This window comes from Kitasatospora sp. NPDC059577 (genome assembly GCF_042735475.1).
Classification (GTDB): Bacteria; Actinomycetota; Actinomycetes; order Streptomycetales; family Streptomycetaceae; genus Kitasatospora.
Genome location: NZ_JBHWBZ010000039.1, coordinates 58,233 through 82,457 on the forward strand (window position 1 = coordinate 58,233; position 24,225 = coordinate 82,457).

At 74.1% G+C, this 24,225-nt stretch carries 18 protein-coding genes; 7 read left to right on the top strand and 11 right to left on the bottom strand.

All coding sequences use genetic code 11. The features are described 5' to 3' along the window. Positions 1 to 39 precede the first annotated feature (39 nt). Genes ACFV0O_RS26450 through ACFV0O_RS26470 form a run of 5 tightly spaced genes read right to left on the bottom strand, consistent with a single transcriptional unit; the run spans position 40 to position 7,808 of the window. Positions 40 to 1,380, bottom strand: coding sequence for a nitrate/nitrite transporter (locus tag ACFV0O_RS26450; protein WP_380345917.1), 1,341 nt, complete (start codon positions 1,378 to 1,380; stop codon positions 40 to 42). Beyond that, on the bottom strand, positions 1,377 to 1,736 hold the full coding sequence (gene nirD, locus ACFV0O_RS26455) for a nitrite reductase small subunit NirD (protein WP_380345919.1): 360 nt from the start codon (positions 1,734 to 1,736) through the stop codon (positions 1,377 to 1,379). Before nirD ends, ACFV0O_RS26450 begins: the two co-directional genes overlap by 4 nt. After that, complete coding sequence (gene nirB, locus ACFV0O_RS26460; protein ID WP_380345921.1) at positions 1,733 to 4,342, bottom strand: nitrite reductase large subunit NirB; 2,610 nt, start codon at positions 4,340 to 4,342, stop codon at positions 1,733 to 1,735. Before nirB ends, nirD begins: the two co-directional genes overlap by 4 nt. Then, entirely contained in the window at positions 4,339 to 5,589 is a 1,251-nt protein-coding gene (locus ACFV0O_RS26465; RefSeq protein ID WP_380345923.1) for an NAD(P)/FAD-dependent oxidoreductase, read from the bottom strand. The genes nirB and ACFV0O_RS26465 overlap by 4 nt, the downstream gene beginning before the upstream one ends. Beyond that, positions 5,586 to 7,808: a molybdopterin oxidoreductase family protein gene (locus tag ACFV0O_RS26470; protein ID WP_380345944.1), complete on the bottom strand. Its 2,223-nt coding sequence runs from the start codon at positions 7,806 to 7,808 to the stop codon at positions 5,586 to 5,588. Before ACFV0O_RS26470 ends, ACFV0O_RS26465 begins: the two co-directional genes overlap by 4 nt. Before the next feature lie 192 nt (positions 7,809 to 8,000). On the opposite strand from ACFV0O_RS26470, the gene ACFV0O_RS26475 reads away from it, so the two are divergent. Next, positions 8,001 to 9,122: a uroporphyrinogen-III synthase gene (locus tag ACFV0O_RS26475; RefSeq protein ID WP_380345925.1), complete on the top strand. Its 1,122-nt coding sequence runs from the start codon at positions 8,001 to 8,003 to the stop codon at positions 9,120 to 9,122. Further along, the gene (locus ACFV0O_RS26480) at positions 9,122 to 9,826 is read left to right on the top strand and encodes a sirohydrochlorin chelatase (protein WP_380345927.1); all 705 of its coding nucleotides are present in this window, start codon (positions 9,122 to 9,124) and stop codon (positions 9,824 to 9,826) included. The genes ACFV0O_RS26475 and ACFV0O_RS26480 overlap by 1 nt, the downstream gene beginning before the upstream one ends. On the opposite strand, the gene ACFV0O_RS26485 is transcribed toward ACFV0O_RS26480, so the two are convergent. After that, positions 9,803 to 10,705 (bottom strand): alpha/beta fold hydrolase, encoded by a 903-nt coding sequence (locus ACFV0O_RS26485; protein ID WP_380345928.1) that lies wholly within the window; start codon positions 10,703 to 10,705, stop codon positions 9,803 to 9,805. The two genes, ACFV0O_RS26480 and ACFV0O_RS26485, sit on opposite strands and share 24 nt — an antisense overlap. A gap of 57 nt (positions 10,706 to 10,762) precedes the next feature. On the opposite strand from ACFV0O_RS26485, the gene ACFV0O_RS26490 reads away from it, so the two are divergent. Further along, positions 10,763 to 11,371 carry a TetR/AcrR family transcriptional regulator gene (locus tag ACFV0O_RS26490; protein ID WP_380345930.1) on the top strand — a complete coding sequence of 203 codons (609 nt, stop codon included), beginning with the start codon at positions 10,763 to 10,765 and terminating at the stop codon, positions 11,369 to 11,371. A gap of 221 nt (positions 11,372 to 11,592) precedes the next feature. Here ACFV0O_RS26490 and ACFV0O_RS26495 read toward each other — a convergent pair whose 3' ends face one another. Then, positions 11,593 to 13,212, bottom strand: a complete 1,620-nt coding sequence (locus tag ACFV0O_RS26495; RefSeq protein ID WP_380345932.1) for a purple acid phosphatase family protein — start codon at positions 13,210 to 13,212, stop codon at positions 11,593 to 11,595. A 366-nt stretch (positions 13,213 to 13,578) separates the two neighbouring features. Here ACFV0O_RS26495 and ACFV0O_RS26500 point away from each other — a divergent pair, with 366 nt between their 5' ends. Next, a complete protein-coding gene (locus tag ACFV0O_RS26500; RefSeq protein ID WP_380345934.1) occupies positions 13,579 to 14,241 on the top strand; it encodes a transglycosylase family protein in 663 nt (220 codons plus the stop codon). Between the two features lie 217 nt (positions 14,242 to 14,458). Here the strand turns inward: ACFV0O_RS26500 and ACFV0O_RS26505 are convergent, their stop codons facing one another. From ACFV0O_RS26505 to ACFV0O_RS26515, 3 genes are all read right to left on the bottom strand, one after another. Beyond that, positions 14,459 to 16,270 carry an amino acid transporter gene (locus ACFV0O_RS26505; protein ID WP_380345945.1) on the bottom strand — a complete coding sequence of 604 codons (1,812 nt, stop codon included), beginning with the start codon at positions 16,268 to 16,270 and terminating at the stop codon, positions 14,459 to 14,461. A gap of 486 nt (positions 16,271 to 16,756) precedes the next feature. Continuing rightward, positions 16,757 to 18,412 (bottom strand): multicopper oxidase family protein, encoded by a 1,656-nt coding sequence (locus ACFV0O_RS26510; protein ID WP_380345935.1) that lies wholly within the window; start codon positions 18,410 to 18,412, stop codon positions 16,757 to 16,759. Positions 18,413 to 18,519: 107 nt separating this feature from the next. Beyond that, positions 18,520 to 19,059, bottom strand: a complete 540-nt coding sequence (locus tag ACFV0O_RS26515) for a hypothetical protein (RefSeq protein ID WP_380345937.1) — start codon at positions 19,057 to 19,059, stop codon at positions 18,520 to 18,522. Positions 19,060 to 19,308: 249 nt separating this feature from the next. Between ACFV0O_RS26515 and ACFV0O_RS26520 the strand changes: the two genes are divergently transcribed. Then, a complete protein-coding gene (locus ACFV0O_RS26520; RefSeq protein WP_380345939.1) occupies positions 19,309 to 21,705 on the top strand; it encodes a collagenase in 2,397 nt (798 codons plus the stop codon). Positions 21,706 to 21,778: 73 nt separating this feature from the next. Here the strand turns inward: ACFV0O_RS26520 and ACFV0O_RS26525 are convergent, their stop codons facing one another. Then, positions 21,779 to 22,678 carry a LysR family transcriptional regulator gene (locus ACFV0O_RS26525; RefSeq protein ID WP_380345947.1) on the bottom strand — a complete coding sequence of 300 codons (900 nt, stop codon included), beginning with the start codon at positions 22,676 to 22,678 and terminating at the stop codon, positions 21,779 to 21,781. A gap of 127 nt (positions 22,679 to 22,805) precedes the next feature. Here ACFV0O_RS26525 and ACFV0O_RS26530 point away from each other — a divergent pair, with 127 nt between their 5' ends. Next, entirely contained in the window at positions 22,806 to 23,864 is a 1,059-nt protein-coding gene (locus tag ACFV0O_RS26530; protein WP_380345941.1) for a YncE family protein, read from the top strand. Positions 23,865 to 24,020: 156 nt separating this feature from the next. Further along, positions 24,021 to 24,225: YccF domain-containing protein (locus ACFV0O_RS26535; RefSeq protein WP_380345942.1), on the top strand; the 205-nt coding region annotated here is incomplete at its 3' end.

Consider the following 24,225-nt stretch of genomic DNA (forward strand, 5'->3'; position numbering starts at 1 on the left):
TTGCCACAGCCGCCGCACCACCACGCCGCCGCAGCCGCCTCACCGCCGCCGGAGCCACACCGCCCAGGTCAGCACCGAGCAGAGCACGTACGCCCCGAGGAACCCGAAGTACGCCGCGTCCCCGTTGTGGCTGGCGAGGAAGGACTGCCGGAACGCCAGGTTCACCAGCACCCCGCCGAAGGCCCCGATCGCCCCGGCGAGCCCGATCAGGGCGGCGGATCGGCGCCGGGCCTCGGTCTCGGCGGCCGCCGGGTCGGCGCCGGCCGCGACCGCCGTGCGGGCGACGGCCTGGTAGTGCGCCGGGATCATCTTGTACGTCGAACCGTTGCCGATCCCGCTGAGCATGAACAGCGCGACGAACCCGGCCAGGAACAGCGGCAGCGAGCCCGCCCGCGACGCGGCGAGCACCACCCCCGTCCCGGCCCCCATGGCGAGGAAGGTGCACAGCGTGACGACCGCCCCGCCGTACCGGTCCGCGAGCCGCCCGCCGACGGGCCGCAGCAGCGAGCCGAGCAGCGGCCCGAGGAAGGTGAGCGCGGCCGCCTTGACCGGGGTGTCGAAGCGCTCGTGGAACTGCACCTGCAGCACCTGCCCGAAGGCGAAGCCGAAGCCGATGAACGAGCCGAAGGTCCCGATGTACAGCGTGGAGACGGCCCAGCCGTACGGGTCGCGGGCGACCTCGCGCAGTGCCCGGCCCTCACCGGACGAACCGGCCTGCGCCGGCGCCAGGTTGTCCATCCGCCACCACGCCCCGGCCGCCGCGAGCACGATCAGCGGGAGGTAGATCAGCGGCAGCAGCCGGGGGTGGGCCGCGCCGGCGGTGGCCAGGACGAGCAGCCCGAGCAGTTGCACGGCCGGCACCCCGAGGTTGCCGCCGCCCGCGTTGACGCCGAGTGCCCAGCCCTTCAGCCGGTGCGGGTAGAAGGCGTTGATGTTGGCCATCGAGGAGGCGAAGTTGCCGCCGCCGACCCCGGCGACGCAGGCGACGGCGAGCAGTGTGCCGTACCGGACGCCCGGTTCCAGCACCAGGGCGGCGAGCGTGGTGGGGACGAGCAGCAGCAGGGCGCTGATCACCGTCCAGGTGCGTCCGCCGAAGCGTGCGACGGCGAAGGTGTACGGCAGCCGCAGCAGCGCGCCGAGCGCGGTGGGGAGGGCGGTGAGGGTGAACTTCCCCGCGGTGTCGATGTGGTACTCGGGTCCGAGGAAGAGGACGAGGACCGACCAGAGGCTCCACACCGAGAAGCCGATGTGTTCGGAGAGCACCGAGAACACCAGGTTGCGGCGGGCGATCCGGGCGCCGGCGCGCTCCCAGAACTCCTCGTCCTCCGGGTCCCAGTCGGCCGGCGGGGCGGGCTTTCTCGCGTCCAGGACGGTGGTCATCGCGCACCCCCGGTCGCGGCCACCCGCACCGGCCAGCGCCGCAGGACGGCGGGCGTGCCGTCGGGGGCGGTGTCCTCGTCCAGGCAGCGCCCGTCGGTGAGGTCGTACACCTGCTTGTACATCGGCGAGATGAGCGTGGGCCTGTCGCCGCGGCTGCCGAGCAGGCCCCGGGAGAGGACCGGGGCGCCGCTGAACGGGTCGAGGTTGTCGACGGCGTAGAGCGTTCCGGCGCGGTCACGGAAGAGGGCGACCTGACCGGCCGCCGGGAGCAGTACGGCGACGCCGCGGCCGGGTTGCAGGTCGGCGAGGGCGCAGACGGTCCGCCAGCCGGTCCCGTCGTGGATCTGTACGGTCACGGGGTGAGCACCTCCAGTCGGGCCCCGGCGACGAGCACCGGGGAGTCGAGGGTGTGGCCGGCCTCGCCGGGGCGGGCGGGCCGGATCTGGCCGCGTTCGGGGACGAAGGTCACGGCGGGGTCGGGGGTGCCGGGGGCGTTGACGAAGGAGGCGAAGCGCCGCATCCGCTCGGGGTCGGCCAGGGTCTCGGCCCATTCGTCCCGGTAGCCGCCGATATGACGGCTCATCAGTTCGTCCAGTTCGGCGGCGATGCCGAGCGCGTCGTCGAGCACGACGGCCCGCAGGTGGTCCAGGCCGCCTTCCAGCCGTTCCAGCCAGACCGAGGTGCGTTCCAACCGGTCGGCGGTACGGATGTAGAACATCAGGTAGCGGTCGATGGTGCGGATGAGCGTGTCGCGGTCGAGGTCGGCGGCGAGGAGGTCGGCGTGGCGCGGGGTCATGCCGCCGTTGCCGCCGACGTAGAGGTTCCAGCCGGCCGAGGTGGCGATGACGCCGAAGTCCTTGCTCTGTGCCTCCGCACATTCGCGGGCGCAGCCGGAGACGGCGGCCTTGAGCTTGTGCGGGGAGCGCAGGCCCCGGTACCGCAGTTCGAGTTCGATGGCGAGGGTGGTGGAGTCCTGGACGCCGAAGCGGCACCAGGTCTCACCGACGCAGGACTTCACGGTGCGCAGCGACTTGCCGTAGGCGTGTCCGGACTCGAAGCCGGCGTCGACCAGCCTGCGCCAGATGACCGGGAGCTGGTCGACGGTGGCGCCGAACATGTCGATCCGCTGACCGCCGGTGATCTTGGTGTAGAGGCCGTGGTCGCGGGCGATCTCGCCGATCGTGATCAGGCCCTCGGGGGTGATCTCGCCGCCGGGCACCCGGGGGACGACCGAGTACGAGCCGTTGCGCTGCAGGTTGGCGAGGAAGTGGTCGTTGGAGTCCTGGAGGGTGCCCTGCTCGCCGTCCAGGATGTGGCCGTTGCCGAGGCTGGCGAGGATGGAGGCGACGGTGGGCTTGCAGATCTCGCAGCCTTCGCCGCCGCTGCCGTGCCCGGCGAGCAGTTCGGAGAAGCCGGCCACCCCGGCGACCCGGACGATCTCGTACAACTCGGCCCGGGTGTGGGCGAAGTGCTCGCACAGGCCCTTGACGGTGCTGACCCCGGCAGCCTCCAGCTCCTCGGTGACGACGGTGCCGAGCTGCTTGAGGCAGCTGCCGCAGCCGGTGCCGGCCCGGGTGCACTTCTTGACGGCGGCGACGCTGTCGGCGCCCTGCTCGCGGACGGCGGCGCGCACCGCGCCCTGGGTGACGTTGTGGCAGGAGCAGAGCACCGCGTCGTCGGGCAGCGCGACCGCTGTGGCGGAGGCGAACCCGGCGGGCAGGACGAGCTGTTCGGGGGCGACGGTGAGCGGTTTGCCGGCGACGGCGAGCGGGCGCAGGGCGCCGTAGCCCTCGGTGTCGCCGACCAGGACGCCGCCGAGCAGTGCGCCGTCGGTGCCGATGACGAGCTTGCGGTAGACGCCGCTGCGGCTGTCGCTGTAGAGCACGTCGAGGGCGCCCTCGGCGGTGCCGTGCGGGTCCCCGAAGCTGGCGACGTCCACGCCGAGCAGCTTGAGCTTGGTGGAGGTGTCCGCGCCGACGAAGCCCTCGCCCGCGGGGCCGCCGCCCTCGCGGTCGAACGCGGCGAGGGTGCGCGCCGCCGTCTCGGCCATCTGGTAGCCGGGGGCGACCAGGCCGTAGACCCGGCCGTCGACGGCCTGGGCGCACTCGCCGACGGCGAGGATCGCCGGGTCCTCGGTGCGGCAGTGCGCGTCGACCACGACGCCGCCGCGCGGGCCGACCGGCAGTCCGCAGTCCCGGGCGAGCTGGTCGCGGGCGCGCACGCCGGCCGAGAACACCACCAGTTCGGCGGGCAGTTCGCGGCCGTCGGAGAGGGCGAGGCCGCGGACCCGGCCGTCCGGGCCGGTGAGGACTCCGGCGGCGCCGGCGCCGGTGTGGACGGTGACGCCGAGGTCCTCGATCTTTCGGCGCAGTGCGGCGCCGCCGCCGTCGTCCACCTGGACGGCCATCAGCCGGGGCGCGAACTCGACGACGTGGGTGTCCAGTCCGCCGGCCCGCAGCGCGCCGGCCGCCTCCAGCCCGAGCAGGCCGCCACCGACGACGACCCCCGTCCCGGCGGCCACGGCCCCGGCGCGGATCGCGTCGACGTCCTCGATGGTGCGGTAGACGTGGCAGCCGGGGGCGTCGGTGCCGGGCACCGGCGGCACGAAGGGCACCGAGCCGGTGGCCAGCACCAGGGCGTCGTAGCGGACGTCGGCGCCGGAGCGGGTGCGCACCAGCCGCCGTTCGCGGTCGACCGCGGTGGCCGGGTCGCCCAGCCGCAGGTCGATGCCGTGCTCGGTGAGGAAGCCGGCCGGGCAGAGCCCGAGGTCGTCGGCGGTGCTGCCGGTGAACAGCGCGCTGAGGTGGACGCGGTCGTAGGCGGGCCGGGGCTCCTCGGCGAGCACGGTGACCCGCCAGCCGCGCGCGGCCGGCTGCTCGGTCCAGGCCTCCAGGAAACGCTGGCCGACCATGCCGTGGCCGACCAGGACGAGGTCCCGGACAGGGCGGTCGTCAAGGGTCATCGCGCTACTCCAGTCATGGCGGTTCCTCGGGTGAGCAGGTGCAGGGGGTGGCCGGCGAGTGCGCCGTCGTCGGCGAAGGCGCCGGCCAGCGCGTCCACGGTGGCCAGGTCGCCGAGCAGGATGGCGCCGACCAGGCGGTCGCCGCGCAGGACGAGCTTCTTGTAGCTGCCGCGGGTGGCGTCGGTGAGCCGCAGGACGTCGAGGCCCGGGTCGAGGGTCTCGTCCACGGTGCCGAAGGCCGCGTACTCCAGGCCGCCGGTACTGAGCCGGGCGCGCGGGCGGGTGCCGGGGTAGCGGGCGTCCGGTTCGGCGCCGGAGAGCCGGCGGGCGAGCACGTCGGCCTGTTCCCAGGCGGGGCCGGCCAGGCCGTGGACGGTGCCGCGGTGCTCGGCGCAGTCGCCGATCGCGGACACTCCGGGGGCGACCGCCAGGCCGTCGTCGACCAGGACGCCGGTGGCGACGGGCAGTCCGGCGGCGTGGGCGAGCGCGGTGCGCGGCCGGGTGCCGCAGGCCAGGACGACCAGGTCGCAGTCGAGCCGGTAGCCGTTGGCGAGCTCGACGGCGCCGACCCTCCCCGGGCCTTCGGCCGGGGGGACCAGCGCGGCGCCGTGCACGGCGCGGGCGCGGTTGCCGGTGTAGCACTCGACCCCGAGCGTCCGCAGCCGCTCGCGCAGCACGTCGGCCGCCTCCGGATCCAGCTGACGTTCGATCAAATACGGTCCCTGGTGGACGATTTCGGTGCGGACGCCGAGCGCGGCCAGCGCCCGGGCGGCGCTCACCCCGAGGACGCCGCCGCCGATCACCACGGCCCGCCCGGCGCCGACGGCCTCCTCGGCGAGCCGGGTGCAGTCCTCCAGGGTGCGCAGCGTGTGCACGCCCTCGACCAGCCCGTACCCGTCGGCGCGGCGCAGTCCGCGGACGGGCGGCAGCACGGGGTTGGCGCCGGTGGCGAGGACCAGTTCGTCCCAGCCCTCGACACCGCCGTCGGCGAGCCGCAACGTCCGGGCCGGCAGGTCGAGCGCGACGACCTCGCAGCCGGGCCTGGCCGTCGCCCCGCCCAGCGGCAGCGCGATCGACTCCGCGTCGTAACGGCCGCTCAGCACCTCGGCGAGCAGCACCCGGTTGTACGGGCCGCGCGGCTCGGCGCCGTACACGGTGACCGTGCCGGGCCCGCCGAGCGCCCCGTACCGCTCGGCGAAGCGGGCGGCCGCCATGCCGCCGCCGACCACGGCGATCCTGGGGGTCATGACGTCACCTCCGGGTGTGCGCGCTCCACCCGGACGGCGCAGATCTTGAACTCCGGCATCCTCGACACCGGGTCGAGCGCCGGGTTGGTGAGGCTGTTGGCCCGGCCGGCGCCCGCCCAGTGGAAGGGCATGAAGACGGTGTCCGGCCGGATCGCGTCGGTGACCCGCGCCGGGGCGACGGCCCGGCCGCGCCGGCTGGTGACCGCGACCGGCTCGCCGTCCGCGATCCCGAGCCCTTCGGCGAGCCGCGGGTGCAGTTCGACGTAGGGGCCGGGCGCGGCCGCGTTCAGCTCGGCGACCCGCCGGGTCTGCGCGCCGCTCTGGTACTGGGAGAGCACCCGGCCGGTGGTCAGGTACAGCGGGTACGCCTCGTCCGGTTCCTCGGCGGCGGGGCGGTGGGTGACGGCGGCGAAGCGGGCCCGGCCGTCCGGGGTGGCGAAGCGGTCCAGGAAGAGCCGGGGCGTGCCGGGGTGGTCCTCGGACGGGCAGGGCCAGAACACCCCGTCCTCGGCGGCGATCCGGGCGTAGCTGACGCCCGCGTAGTCGGCGTCGCCGCCGGCCGAGGCCCGGCGCAGCTCGTCGAAGGCCCGCTCGGCCTCGGCCGGGAAGCCGTCCGGCACGCCGAGCCGGGCGGCCAGTTCGCGCAGCACCCACAGTTCGCTGCGCACGCCCTCCGGCGGGTCGACGGCGCGCCGGCGCAGGATCACCCGGCCCTCCAGGTTGGTGGTGGTGCCGTCCTCCTCGGCCCACTGGGTGACCGGCAGCACGACGTCCGCGAGCCGGGCGGTCTCGGAGAGCACCAGGTCGGCGACGACCAGCAGGTCCAGCGCGCGCAGCCGCTCGGTGACGTGCCCGGCGTCGGGCGCGGAGACCGCCGGGTTGGAGCCGGCCAGCAGCAGGGCCCGCACGCCGTCGGGGCGGCCGAGGCCGTCCAGCAGCTCGTAGGCGGACTTGCCGGGGCCGGGCAGCGCGGCCGCTTCGACGCCCCAGACCGCCGCGACGTGCGCCCGCGCCGCCGGGTCCTCGATCGAGCGGTAGCCGGGCAGCTGGTCGGCCTTCTGGCCGTGCTCGCGCCCGCCCTGGCCGTTGCCCTGGCCGGTCAGGCAGCCGTAGCCGCTGTACGGGCGGCCGGCCTTGCCGGTGGCCAGGCAGAGGTCGATCCACGCGCCGACGGTGTCGGTGCCCTTGCTCTGCTGCTCCGGGCCGCGGGCGGTGAGCACCATGCCGGTCCGCGCCTCGCCGAACAGCCGGGCGGCCTCGCGCAGCCGGTGGGCGGGGACGCCGGTGATCCGTTCCACCCGGTCCGGCCAGTGGGCCATCGCCGACTCGCGGGCCCGGTCGAAGCCGGTGGTGCGCCGCGCCACGAAGTCGTGGTCCACCCGGCCGTCCGCGATCACCAGGTGGAGCAGGCCGAGGGCGAGCGCCAGGTCCCCGCCGGGGCGCGGCTGCAGGTGCAGGTCGGCGAGTTCGGCGGTGCGGGTGCGGCGCGGGTCGACCACGATCAACGTGCCGCCGTTCTCCCGCAGTTCGCGGAAGTAGCGGACGGCGGGCGGCATCGTCTCGGCCGGGTTGGCGCCGACCAGGATCAGGCAGTCGGTGTGCGGGATGTCGGCGAGCGGGAACGGCAGTCCGCGGTCCAGGCCGAAGGCCCGCCGGTGCGCGGCCGCCGCCGAGGACATGCAGAACCGGCCGTTGTAGTCGATGTTGGCGGTGCCCAGCACCACCCGGGCGAACTTGCCCAGCAGGTAGGCCTTCTCGTTGGTCAGGCCACCGCCGCCGAAGACGCCCACCGCGTCCGGCCCGTGCTCGGCCCGGGTCCGGGCCAGCCCGGCCGCGACCCGGTCCAGCGCCTCCGGCCAGCCCGCCGAACGCAGCGGCCCGCCCGGCCGGTCCCGCAGCAGCGGGCCGGTCAGCCGGACGCCCCGCGCCAGCAGCGCGGGCGCCGAACGGCCCTTGCCACAGAGCGCACCGCGGTTCACCGGGAAGTCCGGGCGTTCCAGCACCTCGACCGGAAGCACCTCGACCGGAAACACCCGGCCCGGGAGCGCCTGGGCCGGGGCGGCCCCGCCGGGTGCGCCGGACGCGCCGGGTGCGCCGGCCGCGCCGGACGCGCCGACGCCCGGCGACAGCCGCATGCCGCACTGCAGCGAGCAGTACGGGCAGTGCGTGTCGATGGCGGCCGGCGGGGCCGCGGCGGCGTTCGGGCTGGTCAACGTCATGCCGAGAAAGCTCGCCGCCCGCTGTTTCGCGACCGGGTCGCGGATGTTGCGGGCGCGGTACACCTCGCTCACGGCCCCCGGGCGCCAGGGTGCACGGCCCGACATCTGCCGTAACCGCAGCGGCACTTTCGCTTACCGGCAGGTGACGGCCGGGCAATCCCGCCGTAACACGTGAAGCGGAGGCTGGCCGGCATGGCCCCCCTCACCCCGTCAGGACCGCTCACCGGCTTCACCGTCGGCGTCACCGCCGCACGCCGCCGCGAGGAGCTCACCGCCCTGCTCACCCGGCGCGGCGCCCAGGTGGTCGAGGCGCCGGTGCTGCGCATCCTCCCGCTCGCCGACGACCTCGCCCTGCGCGAGGCCACCGACCGCTGCCTCGCCGGCCCGCTCAACTACGTGGTGGCCACCACCGGGGTCGGCTGGCGCGGCTGGATGAGCGCGGCCGAGGGCTGGGGCCGGGGCGCGGCGCTCGCCGAGGCCTGCCGGGGCGCCGTGGTGCTCAGCCGCGGCCCCAAGGCCACCGGCGCGGTCCGGGCCAGCGGGCTGGACGAGGAGTACTCCCCCGGGACCGAGGCCACCGGCGAACTGCTGACCTGGCTGCTCGCCCGCCCGCTGACCGGGCGCCGGATCGCCGTCCAGGAACACGGGGTGCGGCTGGACGCCTTCGCGGCGGCGCTGCGCGAACGCGGCGCCGAGGTGATCTCCGTCCCGGTCTACCGCTGGGCGCCCCCGGAGGACCCGGGCGCGGTCCGACGCCTCCTCGACCAGACCGTCCGCCGCCAACTGCACGCGCTCACCTTCACCAGCGCCCCCGCGATCACCGCCCTGCTCGCCGCCGCCGAAGCCGAGGGACTGCACGGCGCGCTGGTCGACGCCCTGCGCGAGGACGTGCTGCCGGTCTGCGTCGGCACCCTGTGCGCCCGGCCGCTCACCGACCTCGGCCTGCCCGCTGTGCACCCCGAACGCGGCCGGCTCGGCTCGCTGGTCCGACTGCTCGCGGACGTCCTGCCGGGCCGCGGCAAGCGCGAAGTCGCCCTCGCGGGACAGCTGTTGACCCTCCAGGGGAACGCCGCCATGGTCGACGGGGAGAGCCACTGGCTCAGCCCGCGCGGCGCCGCCGTCCTGCGCGCCCTCGCCGAACGCCCCGGCCGGGTGCTCAGCCGCGCCGAACTCCTTCGCGCGGCCTGGCCGGACGCCGGCGCCGACGAGCACGCCGTCGAAGCCGCCGTCGGCCGGCTCCGCGCCGCCCTCGGCCCGCACGCGACCCTGATCCGCACCGTTCCCAAGCGCGGCTACCGACTGGCGGCAGGCTGATGGCACCGGCCCTGCTCGCCGTCGCCCACGGCAGCCGCGACCCGGCGGCGGTCACCGCGACCCGCGCCCTGCTGCGCCGAGTCCGCTCCCTACGGCCCGAACTGGCCGTCCACTGCTGCTTCCTGGACCTCGCCCGCCCCACCCTCCCGGACGCGCTCGACCGACTCGCGGGCAGCCGGCCGATCCTGGTCCCGCTCCTGCTCGGCACCGGCTACCACGTCCGCGTCGACATCCCCGCCGCCCTCACCGCCGCCGGACTCCCCCACCCCCACCTCGCCCCCGCCCTCGGCCCGCACCCGCTGCTCGCCGAGGCCCTCGCCGACCGCCTCACCGAGGCCGGCGCCCCCGCGGACGCCCCAGTGGTCCTGGCCGGAGCCGGATCCTCCGACCCCGCCGCGCTCGCCGACACCGCCAGGACCGCCCGGCTGCTGGCCGCCCGCCTCGGCCGCCCGGTCACCCCCGCCCACCTGTCCGCCGCCGCACCCACCCCGCACCGGGCCGTCGCCGACCTGCGGGCCGCCGGCCACCCCCGGGTCGCCCTCGCCACCTACCTCCTCTCCCCCGGCTTCTTCGCCCGCCGCGCCGCCACCACCCCCGCCGGCTGGACCAGCGCCCCGCTGGGCGCCCACCCGGCCGTCGCCCGGCTGGTGCTGCGGCGCTACGACGAGGCGCGGGCCGCCTCAGTCCTGCCCGCCGCCGCCTGACGCTCCCCCGACGAACGCCAGCAGCCGCTCGTTGACGAGCTCCGGCCGCTCCAGGTTCAGCCCGTGCCCGGCCCGGTCGACGATCTCGGCCCGCACCCCGGGAACCAGCCTCGTGACCCGCTCCACCACCTGCCGCGGCCGCAACAGGGCACTGCGCCTGCCCACCAGGACCAGCGCGGGCACCCCGACCGAAGCCAGTTCCTCGTCCGTGAACGGCCGGGCCGGCGGACGGGAGCCCGGCTTGTAGCTGCGCATGGCGAGCATCAGCGGCGCGATCATCTCGCGCGGCGCGCCGAGCGCCGGGTTCGCCAGCAGCCGCCCCAGCGCGGGGCGCAAGCGTCGCGGGGCGAGCATCCCGAACAGGCCGGCGACCATGTGGACGTAGAACCGCGCCGGCACCTTCTCGATCCCACCCGGATCCAGGGACGCGACCGAGGCCAGCCGCCCGGGCGCGTGGATCGCCTGGTTGAGCGCCAGCCACCCGCCGTACGAGACCCCGACCAGGTGCACCCGCTCCAGCCCGAGGCCCGCGAACACCTCACCGAGCCATGCGGCGTTCTCCGCCGATCCGGCCGCGACGACGCGCTGCACGCTGCGCCCGGGGTCGTCGAGGGTGTCGACCGCGTAGACGGGGTGCCGCTCGCCGAGGGCGGCGATCTGCGGGTACCAGTTGGACGGGTGTCCGGCGTGGCCGTGCAGCAGCACGATCGGCTCGCCGGTCGTCGCGCCGTAGTGGTGGACGTGGACGCTGCCGTACCCGGTGTCGACGTCGAACTCCTGGCGCGAGTCCGGCCACAGGGTCATCGCGCGGTCGTACGCCTCGAGGAACGTCGCGCGGGCCTGCTCGCTGACGAAGTGTCCGACGCTGGTCCTGGTCATGATCCCTCCCGATTTTGATGGTATGTTTGTACCACAAAAATATTCGAAGGGAACCCGATGCCGAAGCTGGTGGACCACGAGGAACGGCGCGCCCACATCATCGACGCCCTGCTCCGCTCCGCGGCGAGCAACGGCCTCCACTCCGTCACCATGCGCTCCGTCGCGGTCGAGGCCGACGTCTCGGTCCGGCTGGTCCAGTACTACTTCGACACCAAGGAGAAGCTGCTCCTCGCCGCCATGACCCGCCTCGCCACCCGCATGGGCGAACGGGTCCGACACCGGGTACACGCCACCGGCGCCGGCACCGACCCCCGCACCATCGTCGAAGCGGTCCTCCTCGAAGCCGTCCCCACCGACGAGGAGAGCCGCGCCTTCCACCTCATCTACACCGAGTACGCCGTACTCTCCGTCACCGACCCCGCCCTCGGCGGCCGACCCTTCCTCGCCGCCCCCGACGAGATGGAAGCCTTCCTCGCCGCCCAACTGACCGCCGCCCGCGGGGCTGGCGACGCCGACCCGCACCTCGACCCCCACCAGGAGGCCGTCGTCCTCCTCGCCGTCTCCGCCGGCCTCGGCCTCAGCGTCCTCCTCGGCCAGCGCACCGCCGACCAGGCGACCACCGTCCTGCGCTACCACCTCGGCCGCGTCTTCCCCGGCCGCCCCTGACCCCGCCCGGAGGACAGTGGTGCGAGTCTGCTGTGGCCACCCGTCGGGGAGGTCGGGCAGGGCGATCGCGGCAGTGTCGATCACCCTGCGGTAGGTCGAGGTGCAGCCGTACGGTTCGGGGCCTACGAGCGCGGGGCGGAGACGTAGGCGACATCCACATCCGGGCTACTGGCACGTGAAGGGCCCGCCGCACGGTCGACGGGCCCCAAAACGCGGCACGTTTACCGCTGGCCGGCGGCGGCCCTGGTCTGGGCGCCGGTGTCCTCGTCCTCGCCCTGGTCGTCGTCGCCCCAGCCGTCGCTGCGGTCGCGGTAGAGGGTGAAGCGGTCGTAGAGCACCGGCGTCGGGAAGGGGCCGGCGGCCGTGGCCGGGACGGAGTGGTAGTAGCTGACGGTGATGGAGGTGCGGCCGCCGGGGACGAGACCCGGGTCGACGTCGAACACGGCGACGCCGTGCGGGAAGTGAGTGTCCGGGTCGGTGACGGCCGACCAGTGGGCCTTCTCCTTGGCGTCCGGGTCGGCCTTGAAGGTGAGCCGCTGGGTGCGCACGCTCGCCTCGCGGATGCCGTTCCCATCGGCGGGCAGGTAGACGTCGTCGTGCCCGGCCGTGCCGCCGCCGCCCAGGATGAGGTGGACGGTGCCCTGCGAGGTGTCGATCTGCCGCAGGTCGTCGTCGGCGACGGCCGGGGTGAGCAGGCCGCCGGGCTCGGTGCCGCGCACCGGGTGGGTGCGCTCGTAGTCGTGGTCGTGGCCGGCGAGCACGAGGTCGACGGAGTGACGGTCGAGCAGCGGCAGCAGCTTCTCCCGGATGCCCATGTCGCCGCCGTGGCTGGCGGCGGACGAGGACATCGCGAACTGGTGCAGGTAGACCACGATCCAGTCCACCGAGCAACCGCCCCGGGCACGCTCCAGCAGCCGCTCCAGCCAGCGAAGTTGGGCGCCCTCGCTGTAGTCGCTGATGTAGATGGACCGGCCGGTGGCCGGGTCGATGCTGGCGTCGTCCTCGACGGCGATCTCGTTGCCGTCGAGGCTCACGAAGAGCACCGAACCGACCTGGAAGCCGTACCAGTTGCCGCAGTGGTCGCGGGTGCCGTTGTCCGGCAGCTCGAAGCGGGTCAGGTACGAGGCATACCCGAGGTCCCCGCCGCCGGCCTCGACCTCGTGGTTGCCAGGTGTGGGCATCCAGGGGCGGTTGGCGGCCGACTTCGCCATGTTGTTCATGAACGCGTTCCAAGCCTGCGGCTGGCGCTGCGGGTTGTTGTTGGCGTACGCGAGGTCGCCGTTGAGCAGGTGGAACAGCGGGTTGAACTGCTCGACCTGGCGGACGGCGGCCGCGCCGTGGATCGAGGACTTGCTGAACACGTTGTCGCCGGTGCCCAGGTCGCCGAAGCTGGTGAAGCGGAACGCGGCCCGGCCGCGCGCGGGCGCCGTGCGGAAGGTGCCGCGCACCGGCTGGGTGCCGTCGTGCAGCACCTCGTAGACGTACGTGGTGTCAGGCCGCAGTCCGGTCAGCCGGGTGTGGTGGGTGAAGGTCTCGACCTTGTTGAGCCCGTCCACGTAGCTGCGGCTGCGCGCGTTCACGGTTCGGCCGGCACCTTCGCGCGGGGTGCCGATCCGCACCCGGGGGCGGCTGACGCTCGCCGCCGTCGCCCAGGACACCGTCATCTCGCGGGACGGCTCGCTGCCCCACTGCAGGTGGATCTGCTCCGGGCCGGGGGTGCCGGCCACCGCCGGCTGTGTCCACAGCAGGGTGGACGCGGGCAGCGCGCCGAGCGCGCCGACCGCCGCCCCCGTCCGAAGGATGGTTCTGCGCGAGGGATTCGTCGAAGGGTGTGCCACCACTGCCGCCTCCTGGGCTCGGGAACGCCCAGGAGGCTCCCAGCCGGACCGCACGGCCGGGCCACACCCGACCGTGCGCACGGCGAACGGCAGTTGAACACCGACCGGCCGGAGAACATCTGCGCACAACCTTGCGGGCCGATTCGGGACCCGGGCAGCCCGGCGGCGACCCCGTCCAGGGCCTGCGAGCAGAGGCAGCCCGCTCGGCGGGTACGGCCGGATGGCCGCGGGCCGACTTGATGGTCCCTGGCGGCCGTGCGGGTGACCTGCCCGACGTGTCGGCGCCCGAGTGCCCCACCCGTCGTGCATGGGTGGGAGTGCGCCGTCTCCGGACGGCGCGTGTCCTGTCCCCGGAGCTGAGAGCCGCCCATGCCTACCACCGCCCGTCTCCGCAGTCTGGTCCCCACCGCGCTCTGCGCCCTCGCCGTGGCCCTCGCCGCCCCAGCGGCCCACGCCGCGCCCCCGGGCCGCGACACCGGGTCCGATCCCGGCCGACCGGGCGGCGGCCGGTACGACTGGGACAGCGTGGCGGCCTGCGAGAGCAGCGGGAACTGGCGCGTCAACACCGGCAACGGCTACTACGGCGGCCTCCAGTTCGACCAGGCCACCTGGCGCGAGAACGGCGGTCTCGCCTACGCCCCGCGCGCCGACCTGGCCACCCGCGACCAGCAGATCGCCGTCGCCCAGCACCTGGCGGGCCACCGCGGCCTCTCCCCCTGGCCGGTGTGCGGCGGCCGTGCCGCCCGCGGCCGCGACCGCGACCGCGACGGCGCCCCGCCGCCCCCGGCGTCCGCCCCGCCGCGTCGGTCTCGCCCGTCGCACCCGTCGCACCCGGCCGCCCCCGCGGCCCCGGCAGCGTCCGCGGCCGCGGACGGCACCTGGACGGTCCGCGAGAACGACACCCTCGCCGACATCGCCGATCGCCTGCGCATCCCGGGCGGCTGGCCCGCCCTCTACGCCCTGAACCGCTCCGCCGTCGGCGAGGACCCGGACCTCATCCAGCCCGGTCTGGTCCTCGACCTCCCCTCCTGACCCTCCCGGGTCCTCTCCCCACCCCTGATCCGCCGCCCACGCCCTCCCCTCCCGGGCGTGGGCGGCGCCGTGTCCGGTCGGGGTTGCCGCCGGACGTGCCCCGGGGACGCCGTGCCCCCGGGGACGCCGACGGCCCGCCCGCTCGGGTGAGCGGACGGGCCGTGCGGGCCGTGCGGGCCGGGTTACGGACCGGCGTGGCGGTGGTGGGGCGCCGGGGTCAGCCGACGTGCACGCGCGGGCGGCGCGAGCGGTCGGGCTCGGCTTCGCGCAGCACCTCGCGGGTGACCGGCGCGACCTCGCCCTGGCCGAACAGGAAGAACCGCAGGAACTGGGCGAAGGGGTTGCCCTCGGTCCACTCGAAGTAGAGGTGCGGCCGCTGCCCGGTGCGGTCCCGGACGGTGAGCGCCAGCGCCGCGATCGCGTTGGGGATGCTGGAGCTCTCCAGGGTGAGCACCCGGTAGCGCCCGTGCAGGACCTCGCCGCGGACGGTCAGCTCGGACTCGAAGTCGGAGGCGTCGCGCACGGTCACCTCGACGAAGACCAGGTCGTCCTCGCCGGGGATGTCGTTGTCGGCGCGGATCTGGCGGATCTTGTCGCGGTACTCGGCGTTGTCGCGGTGGCTCGGCTCGTTGGCGATGAGTCGCAGCGGACGGTGCGCGTAGTCCCTGATGAAACGTTCCGCCACCTCGTCCAGCTCGACGTTCGTGACCCGCAGCTCGAAGGCGCGGCGCAGCCGCGACAGCAGCGAGACCAGGATGATGCCGGCGATGAAGCAGGCGCCGATCTTGAGACCGTCCGGCCGCTCCATGACGTTCAGCACGGTGGTGTAGAGGAACACCGCCGCGATCACCGCGAAGGCGATGGTCCAGCCGCGCTGACGCTTCCGGTACGCGGCGATGGTCACCGCGATCGCCGCCGAGCTCATCAGCACCAGCACACCGGTCGCGTAGGCGCCGCCCTGGGCGTCCACGTTGGCATCGAAGATCCAGGTGATCAGGAAGGCGACCAGGGTGAGCACGATCACCATCGGGCGCACCGCGCGCGCCCAGTGCGGGGCCATGCCGTAGCGCGGCAGGTAGCGGGGGAGCAGGTTGAGCATGCCCGCCATCGCCGAGGCACCGGCGAACCAGAGGATCGCGATGGTCGAGAGGTCGTAGACGCTGCCGAAGGCGCCGCCCAGGTACTGGTGGGCCAGGTACGCGAGGGCTCGGCCGTTGGCGTCTCCGCCCGGCTTGAACTGGTCGGCCGGGATGAGCAGCGTGGTGATGAAGCTGGTGGCGATCAGGAAGCAGCTCATGATCACGGCGGCCGAGGTGAGCAGCTTGCGGGTGCCGCGGATCCGGCCCGTCGGGTTCGCCTCGGTGTCGCCCGGGTCTCCCTGGATGTGCGGCATCACCGCGACACCGGTCTCGAAACCGGACATGCCCAGTGCGAGCTTCGGGAAGAGCACCAGCGCCACGCCGATCATCAGGATCGGGTTGCCGTGCTGGGTGGTCAGCGCGTCGGTCCAGTCGGAGATCACGTGCGGAGCCTGGATGATCTTCCAAAGGCCCACGGCGACCACGACCACGTTGAGCACCAGGTAGACGCCGACCAGAGCGACTGCCAGGCCGATCGCCTCGCTGAAGCCCTTCAGGAAGACTGCGCCGAGGAGCGCGACCAGGAGCAGCGTGATCAACACCTGCTTGCCGCCGAGGACGCCGGTCAGGTGGGGATTCTCCACCAGGTGCGCGCTCGCGTCGGCGGCGGACAGCGTGATGGTGATGATGAAGTCCGTCGCCGCGAAGCCGAGCAGGGCGAGGACGAACAGCTTGCCCTTCCAGAAGGACAGCAGCCGCTCCAGCATCGAGATCGAGCCCTCGCCGCGCGGGCTCTCCTTGGCCACGCGGTGGTACACCGGCAGCGCTCCGAACAGGGTGACGAGCACCAGCACGATGGTGGCGATCGGCGACAGCACGCCCGCGGCGAGGGCGGCGATGCCCGGCTGGTAGCCGAGCGTCGAGAAGTAGTCCAGGCCGGTCAGGCACATCACCCGCCACCAGCGCTGGCCGGCGTGCGCACCGTGCGCGGCGGAGTCCCCCGCCGCCGCGCCCTCGTGCGGCGCCTCCGGACCGTCGGCCGGGCCGGACGGCTGCGCGGGTTTCTCCGCGCTCACGTCCGCCAGCAGCCAGCTCCGCAACCGTATTCGCGCCGACGGCGTACCCACCGCCGTCGTCCCCGTCGGACCCGACGAAACCACGTGACACCTCTTGTTTAAAGACCCCGTAAAAGCGCCGTCGGGCGACGGCAGTGCGCCAGGCTATGCGACCTCCGTTAAGGAGACGTCATCGGCCCGCGTTAAGAAAACGTCATGAAGGCGCAGGTCGGCGCGGGTGGCACGGCGCCGCGGTCCGGGTGCCGCGGCGGGCGGGGGCCCGGCGGCGCCGCACGGGTGCCGCACGGCCCGCCCGGACGATCACGAGCCGCCGGAGCGGAACCGGGGTCCCGCCGCCGCGGCTCGTGATCGTCCGGAGGGTCAGGCCCGGTAGCCGAGGACGGTCATCATGCCCGTCTCCGCGTGGTAGGCGTTGTGGCAGTGGATCATCCACAGTCCCGGGTTGTCGGCGTCGAAGTCGACGGCCAGCGTCGAGCCCGGCAGCACGATCGCGGTGTCCTTGCGCGGGCCGTCGCCGGGCAGCGCGAAGCTGTGGCCGTGCAGGTGGACGGGGTGCCACATGCCCGTGCTGTTGCGGAACTCCAGCCGCACCCGCTCGCCCGCCGCCACCGGGTGACGCTGCGCCGGGTCGTACCTCCGGCCGTCGAACGCCCAGTCGGCCTTCGCCATGCCGCCGGTGAGCTCCAACTGCACCGTGCGATCGGGGGACTTGGCGGGCAGTCGGACGCTCGGGTCGGCCTTGAGCGAACCGGCCGTGACCAGCCTGCCGTCCAGTTCGGCCGGACGCACCGAAGCGCCGGGCGCCGCGCCGCCACCGGTGCGCAGCACGGCCAGCGCGGTGGCGCCCTTGCCCTCGGCGAGCGCGGTCAGCGGGAAGACCCCGTCCCCCGCGGTGACCAGGACGTCGTAGCGCTCGCCCATGCCGAGCAGCAGGGCCTGGGTGGTGGCCGGTTCGACCGGGAAGCCGTCGGTGTGGGTGACGGTCAGCTCGTGACCGCCGAGCGCGACCCGGTAGGCGGTGTCGCCGCCCGCGTTGATCAGCCGGATCCGGATCCGGTCGCCGGGCCTGGCGGTGAAGGTCTCGGGCGCGCCGGGGAGACGGCCGTTGACCAGGTGGAACGGGTGGGCGACGTCGCCGGCGTCGCCGCCGAGCAGGGGGCTGCGCGCTCCCATCAGCATCCGGGACGGCCCGGCGCCGCCGCCCGACGGGCTCCCGGCACCGGGCGCCCCCGGCATCCCCGGCGTCCCGGACATGTCGTGGCCGGAGCCGCCCGCGTGGTCCATGCCACCCGTGCCGCCCGTGCCGCCCATGCCCTTGGCGAGTTCGGCGAGGACGGCGTCCGGGGTGCTGCCGTCGACACCGTCCACCCAGTCGTCCAGGACGACGACCCACTCCTTGTCGTAGCGCAGCGGCTCCTTCGGGTCCTCCACGATCAGCGGCGCGTACAGCCCGCGGTCCTGCTGGACGCCGGAGTGCGGGTGGAACCAGTACGTGCCCGGGTGGCCGAGCGCGAAGCGGTAGTCGAACGAGGCCCCGGCCTTGACGGCGGCCTGGGTCAGACCGGGCACGCCGTCCATGTCGTTGCGCAGCGCGAGGCCGTGCCAGTGCAGCGAGGTGGGCTGCGGCAGGTGGTTGGCGAGGGTGAGGGCGAGCGTGTCGCCGACGGTGGCGCGGACCTCCCGGCCCGGCAGGCCGTCGCCGTACGCCCAAGTGCGGACGGTGCGTCCGCCGAGGTCGAGGGTGGTCTCGGCGGCGATGAGCGTGACCTTCCGCTCCGGGCCGGGGTTGCGCCGGGCCTCGGCTGCGGCGACCTCCGGACCGTTCGGCAGGACGAAACCGGCGGGGGCGGAGGCGGCGGAGGAACCGGTGGGGGCGGCCGGGCCGCCCGTGGCGCCGCGGCTACCGGACGAGTGGTCCATGCCGTTCGTGGAGTCGGACGAGCAGGCAGCGAGCAGGCCGGTCCCGGCGGCCGCGAGCGCGGCGCCGAGGACGGTACGACGGGTGGGTGTGCGCATGACGGAGTGCACCTCGTGCGGTGGTGTGGGCGTACAGGACGTCGCGTCGGCCGTTCCGCACGCGGGCGCTTCGCAGCGCGCGCGGGCGCGGGACGGCGGCCGCGCGCCTACTGACGCAGCACCGAAAGCCGGGCGAGGAGGATCCGTCCGCCCCCGGGCGGGGGCAGCGCGCGCACGGCCCGCAGCAGCCGGGCCCGCACCTCGGCGGCGGCGTCACCGCTGCGACGCAGCAGCGGGCCGACGACGAGGAGCACCACGGTCCAGCCGGCGAGGACGGCGAGGCACACCGCCATCGGGTCCATGCCGTCGGCGGCGGGGTCGACCTCTGGCGTGTGCCGGACCGCCGGGTGACGATCGTCGTCCGTCAACCGGTGCCCGGTGCCGGCTGCGTACCCGGCTTGTGATTGACGGGTCGCCGGGTGACGGACCGCCGGGTGACGGGCCGCCGGCTGGCGGTCGTCGTCCATCAGCCGCTGCTCGGCTCCGGCCGCGTGCCGGGCAGCCGGGCGCCGGTCGTGTCCGCCGTGCGCCCCGGCCGGGTGTCCGAGCGTGTGCATCGTCACGATGCCCAGCAGGACTGCGGCGAGGAGCAGCAGCCGCGGCCCCCACGGGACGCGGGGTCCGAACGACCGCAGTGGCTGCGTCATCCTTCGCCTCCCCACTACTCCCGCCGAACCGTACCCCCGCAGGGTATCCCGGAGGGGAGCGGCGAACCGAGCCGGGGCCAACCTCGTTCACCCTCTTGGCAGGTGCAATTTCACATTGCTATGTTACGGCTCACACCGAGGGCGGCCAGACCCCACAGCGTCCGCCCCCGCGTCCCCGGCAGTCCCGGGCCGGAACCCACGGCACTGCCGCCTCGCACCGCCCTGCCCCTTCCCCCTCCAGGAGATCCGGTGTCAACTTCCCGCGTTGCCAGGCGAGTCCTGCTCGCCTCCGCGATGGCCGCCACGCTCACGCTGCCCACCCTGCAGACCGCCCAGGCCCTCACCCCGACACCACCGGCCGCCTCCGCGCCGAAGGCCACCACCGCCGCACCCGCCCCGGCCGACTCCGACCGGCGCACCGCCTACGACGACGTCGACCACCTCGGCACCGACACCGCCAAGCCCGGCGCCCCCGCCCCGGCCCCCGGCGGCGGCTCGCTCGGCACCACGCTCGTCCCCGGCCTCCTGCCCGACCACGTCGGCGCGCCCGCGCCCACTGCCGACCGGCTCACCGCGACTGCGGCCAGCACCCCCACCGCGCGCACCGCCGCCGGTGTGCCCTGCACCCTCGACGGCCTCACCGGTCTCGGCGCCGACCAGTTGGTCGCCTTCCTCACCGATCCGGCGGTCACCGCCGACGGCTGTCTCAACTCGATCCTGTGGACCTGGGACGCCCGCTTCACCACGACCATGGACAACACGCACGTCCAGGCCGTCGCCAAGCGGATCACCCAACTGTCCGCCACCGACGACGGCACCGGCTCCTCGCACGTCTACGAGCTCTGGACGTACCTGCACGCGACCGTCTACCACGCCTTCGGCCACCACGAGTTGAACCTCGGCGACCAGGCCACCCTCGGCGCGGTCCAGCAGGCGATCACGGCGTACGCGGGCAGCGCGCACGCCTTCGACCGCACCGACCTCGCCGCGAACGTCCTGCGCGAGGCCGCCATCACCGCCGGCGCCGACGGCCTGCGCCAGAACAACCTCGGCCTCGCCCGGCGCATCCTCGGCATGCTCGCCCCCGGTACCACGGTGGCCGACAGCGCCGCCTGGGGCAAGGCCGTCCTCCAGGCGCTCAACCTCAACTACCTGGGCATATACAACCAGGACCCGGCCTTCCTCGCCGCCGTCGCCGCCGACGCCGACTACCGCGCCGCGTTCCGCGCGTACGCGTCCTGGGGTCACCTCAAGGGCACCAAGAACGCCTGGGCCGCCCGCGACGCCGTCGCCGAGGCCGGCCGCTTCGGCCAGATCGCGGCCCTGCACGACGCCACCGTCGCCGACCTCGGCTCGCTGATCGGCGCCACCAAGGCCGCCTTCGGCGAATGGTCCGACCCGTGGGCCAAGGCCATCGGCTGGGCCGCCACCTACGGCGTCTGCAGTCAGTACGGCGTCTGCGTATCCGACCTGGAAGCCAAGATCTTCCCCCACACGTACACCTACGACAACGGCGCGATCGAGGTCCACACCGCCCTCGACAGGGCCACCGTCGACCAGATGTACTACGCGAGCAAGCAGGTCAAGACCCAGTACTTCCGCGTACTCGGCACCGACCAGCCGCTCGCCGGCGACGTCAACACCACCCTGCACATCCACCTGTACGCCTCGCGCGCCGACTACGAGGTCTACCAGCCGATCCTGACCGGCTACAGCACCAGCAACGGCGGCATCTACATCGAGCGCGGCGCCACCTTCTACACCTACCAGCGGCGCGTCCCCCAGGACTCCCAGCTCACCCTGGAGGAACTGTTCCGCCACGAGTACGTGCACTACCTCAACGGCCGCTGGGCGGTGCCCGGTTACTTCGGCGACCCGCGCTGGTACGCGGACGACAAGACCACCGCGATGGACGAGGGCACCGCGGAGTTCTTCGACGGCTCCACCCGCGACCAGGGCATCCTGGTCCGCAAGTCGCTGGTCCGCAAGCTCGCCGCCGACGAGGCCGCCGGCATCCCCCGGATGACCGTCGCCCAACTCCTGCACGCCCGCTACACCGACACCCCGGCGTTCCACTTCTACAACTACGCCGGCACCTTCTTCGAGTTCCTCTGGCAGCAGCACCCCTCGCTGCTGCGCGAGATGTACGGCTACGAGCGCGCCGACGACCCGGCCGGCTTCGACGCCTGGCGCGACCGCGTCGGCGCCGACGCCGCCCTGCAGAAGGAGTACTCGGCCTTCCTCGACGCGCAGATCAAGAACGTCGACAACCTGTACGTCCCGTCGACCACGTTCATCCCCGACGGCTCCCTCGACCTCGCCTGGGCCGACGACGTCCAGGAGGAGTTCGCCGCCGCCACGTCCTCCACGCCGAACTGCAAGGACAACGGCGACTGGGCCAACAAGCCGATGCGCTTCGTCTGCACCGGAAGGATCACCGCCAACCTCTCCGACTCCACCAGCCCGGACAAGGTCTTCAAGGACATGTCCGACACCGTGGACTACTTCATCCTCACCCGCACCAAGAACGTCGAGGGGGCCAACAACCTCAACGACATGAACTGCAGCTTCGGGAAGGTCGACGTCTGGACCGGCGGCAAGGCCGGCACCGCCGACTACACCTGCGAGGGGCCGCTCCGCCGGTAGCCCCGAACGGCCGGTCCCGGTACGGACGGTGGGATCCGTACCGGGACCGCGCGGTCGCGCGGCCGCTCCCCGGTCACGGCGCCGCCGCGTCCACAACGGCGGCCGCGACGTGCTCACGGAACCAACGGTGCGCCGGATCGGCCGAGTTGCGCGGGTGCCAGGCCATCCCCAGCTCCATCGGGGCGAGTTCGAGCGGAATCGGGAAGGTCCGCAGCCCCAGCGCGTCGACGGCGCCCGGCAGCCAGTCCGCCAGGCCCAGCGCCACCAGGTCGGTGTCCCGGGCCAGCAGCATCGCGCTCGTGTGGCTCGGCACGACGACCGCCACCCGCCGCCGCAACCCCAGCTCCGCCAGCGCGCCGTCGATCGGCCCGAGGCGCTTGCCGCGCCGCGAGATGCCGATGTGGTCGGCCTCCGCGAAGCGGCGGGCGGTGATCCGGCGGCCGTCGAACAGCGGGTGGCCGCCACGGGCCACGCCGACCAGCGGAGCCCGGAGCAGCTGCCGGGTGCGGACCTCCGGGTCCACGTGCCCGAGCGCACCCACCTCGACGTCGACCAGCCCCTGCCGCAGTGCCGGTCCACCCTCCAGCGCCTCCGGCAGGAACACCACGTCCACCCGCGGGGCCTCCGCCCGGATCCGCTCGGTGAGCACGCCGGCCATCCGCACCAGCATCAGCTCACCGGCCTGCACGGTGAACGTGCGGTCCAGGTGCACGGCGTCGAACCCGGCTCCGGGCCGTAGCACGTTGTCGCAGCCGCGCAGCAACGCGCCGACCTCCTCCCGCAGTTCGAGCGCCCGCGGGGTCGGCACCATCCCCTGCCCGGCCCGCACCAGCAACGGGTCCCCGACCGCGCGGCGCAGCCGGGCCAGCGTCCGGCTCACCGCCGCCGGCGAACTGCCGAGACGCTCGGCCGCCCGGGTCACACTGTTCTCCTGGAGCAGGGCGTCCAACGCCCGCAGGAGGTTGAGGTCCATCATGCATGGCTCCTGAACTGCACTTTTACACCTGGGGCAACTATTCGATGCTCATCCTTGCATTGTTCCGGCGTCCCCGGGCGGACGAGAGTGGAGCCGTCCACGAACCCCGTTCCACGGAGACCCCATGTCACAGCGCCCGTCCCCCGTCGACCGTTCCGGCCTCGCCGGTGACGTCCTCGCCGTCGTCAGCCAGAGCGGCCCGACCGTCTCCTTCTTCGACGCCGCCACCGACCGGCTCCTCGACACCGTCGAAGTCCTGGCCGAGCCGCACGAGTTGTGCTTCGACCCGACCCGGCGGCTGCTCTGGTGCACTACCGCCTACGACTCGGGCTACTACCACGCCCACAGCGGCAAGCGCACCGAACTGACCGTCATCGACGCCGACACCCGGCGCATCGTCGAGGTGGTCGACCTCGCCCCCGAACACGGCCCGCACGGACTGGCCCTGGACGCCGCCCGGAACCGGCTCTACGTCAGCGTGGAGGGCGGACCGGACCGCCCGGGCGGCGTCGTGGTCATCGACACCGGGACCCGCCGCCCGATCGGCCGGATCGACACCGACGCCCCCGGGCCGCACTGGTTCGCCGTCTCCCCGGACGGGCGCACCGGCTTCGCCACCAACAAGGAGGCCCCGTTCGTCTCCGTGGTCGACCTGGAGCGTGGCGTCCTGACCGCCAAGGTCGAGGTCCCGGGCAGCGAGGGCGTCGCCGTCTCCGCCGACGGCACCCGGGCGTACGTCGCCGGGCCCTACCTCGGCTTCGCCGGGACACCCGGTGCCATCCCCGGCATCCGCGTCATCGACGCCGGGTCGGCCTCGGTCGTCGACACCCTCCCGACCGGGTCCGCCGCGCTCCCGGTCCACCTCACCTCCACCGGCAGGCTGCTGGCCGGCGAGATCCACTCGGCCCCCGGCGAGGAGACCGGGCTGGGCCGCCAACTCCCCGGCCGGCTCACCGTCTTCTCCGCCGACGACCACCGACACCTCGGTTCCGTCGAGGTCGGCCTCTTCCCCCTGACCATCACGTCCTCCCCCGACGGCCGCTTCGCCTACGTCTCCGGCGTCGTCTCCTCCACCGTCGACGTCATCGCCCTCGACACCCTCACCCGCGTCTCCCGCCTCACCGTCCCCAAGCGCGCCGAACCCGGTGCCCACGGCCTCGCCTACATCCCCCGCCCCGCCTGAACCAGCCCGTCCAGGTCCCGGTCCGGCCTCGGCTACCACCCCCGGCGGCACCCTGACCTCCCCCTGGGAAGCGTCCCCCCGGGGCGTGAACACGCCCGCGGGCGGGCAAGGGCCAGTCGTGGCAGCAAGCACGCGCGACGTGAGAAGGTACGACCCATGAAGCCGATCAAGTTCATCCTCAATGTCATCTGGCTCATTTTCTGCGGCATTTGGATGGCACTTGCCTACGTGGTCGCCGGCATCATCTGTTGCATCCTGATCATCACGATCCCGTTCGGGATCGCTTCGTTCCGGATCGCCGGCTTCATCCTGTGGCCGTTCGGGCGGACCGCGGTCGAGCGGTCCGATGCCGGAGCGGCGT